The organism is Peribacillus sp. NPDC056705, from assembly GCF_043656335.1.
In genome coordinates this window covers 1-1,291 of sequence record NZ_JBHTYI010000211.1, presented here as the reverse complement: position 1 = coordinate 1,291, position 1,291 = coordinate 1, and the positions used below count along the sequence as shown (strand labels likewise).

The following is a 1,291-nucleotide window of genomic DNA, read 5'->3' as shown; positions in this document are numbered from 1 at the left end:
CAGCTGTATAAATACGTCTTTACATCCTCCGGGAAGGATACGAGCGGGAGCGAGAAATGGCTGTTGTGCAATCTGCGAGTCAAGTATTCCTCAGCGGTATGGCTCAAGAAGCTTCTCGCGTCCTTCATCAGCCCCGGCGTAGCGTAGATGCGCTGCATGTAAGCTTCGATCCGATCGGCGTCATACTGCAATTCATTCTCGATGCGCGCAAAGGCACTTGCCGCTTGAAAACGGGCATCGCTGATCCACTGATTGATGAGCATGGCGCAAGTGAGCGTGCCCAGCGCCAAGCCGATTGCCACAACGAAGACAACGTAAGCGATGAATTTATGGCGGTAAATTTTGATTTGTAAGAAAGAGCCCATGGGACACCTCTTTTGTGAGCAGATCGTCAGCTTTATCCTTGTTATTACTCAATGTATCATGTAAAACTCCGGCTTCATAGAGAAGAAGGGAAAAGCATCCCTTCAGAGTGACTCGTAAAGGGATGCGCAGGGATTGAAGCAATTATTTAAAGTAATTGTTGATTTGCTCTTGAGCGGCTTGGATGATCGTGTCCATGCCGGCCGATTTCAGCTCAGCCGTAATCCTCGGAATCATGGCTTCCGGGTCGGACGCACCCGTGATGAGCTCATACTTGTATTTATCCCACACGGCTTGGCAATTCGCGACCTCGGTCTGCAACTCGCTGATGTCCAGCGCGAAGCCGAGCACGGCAGAGGAGGTGGCTGCATCGTTCAGCTTCTTGACCTGATCCCATTGATCCTCCGGCGCGCCCTTGGTCACCGCCAGATTGAAGAACGTGGCTTGCGAATAAGCAGCCAGCGGCCAAGTATCGGAGGTGCGCTCGATCACCTTTTCGCCGTCAACGAGGTTGTAGTCCACGCCCAGCTCGCCGAAGGCCAGCATGTTACGTAGTGTCGGATCCGTGTTGACGAGTTCCAGGTATTTCAGCGCTTCCGCCTTGTATTTGGAATTCGCGGAGATGGCGTTCAGCGAGCCCTGAATCGTGCTGGTCGTATAAATCGGCCCGAAATGCTGGACCATGTTGTATTTCTCGACAGCGTCGTTGATCTGCCAACTGACCTCCGCTCCGGGGAAGGCCTGGGCCGCGAAGAATGGTCGCCCTTTGTCGTTCTCCGTCTTCGTTGGCGCGTCCGGGTTAATGATGCCGTCCTTATACCAGCTGTGCAGTAGTTTTAGATTAGTCATGACGTCTGGCTGTTCGAGCACAGATACGACCGTGCGCGAACCATCGTCGGTTTTGACTCCGACCGGAGGGAAGCCTAAA

The 1,291-nt window shown here is 53.2% G+C and carries 1 protein-coding gene and 1 pseudogene; both read right to left on the bottom strand.

The features are described from left to right. Positions 1-365: pseudogene (locus ACFRAK_RS29005) on the bottom strand (sensor histidine kinase); the annotation flags it as partial. 142 nt (positions 366-507) lie between these two features. Next, positions 508-1,291: ABC transporter substrate-binding protein (locus ACFRAK_RS29000; protein ID WP_394573199.1), on the bottom strand; the 784-nt coding region annotated here is incomplete at its 5' end.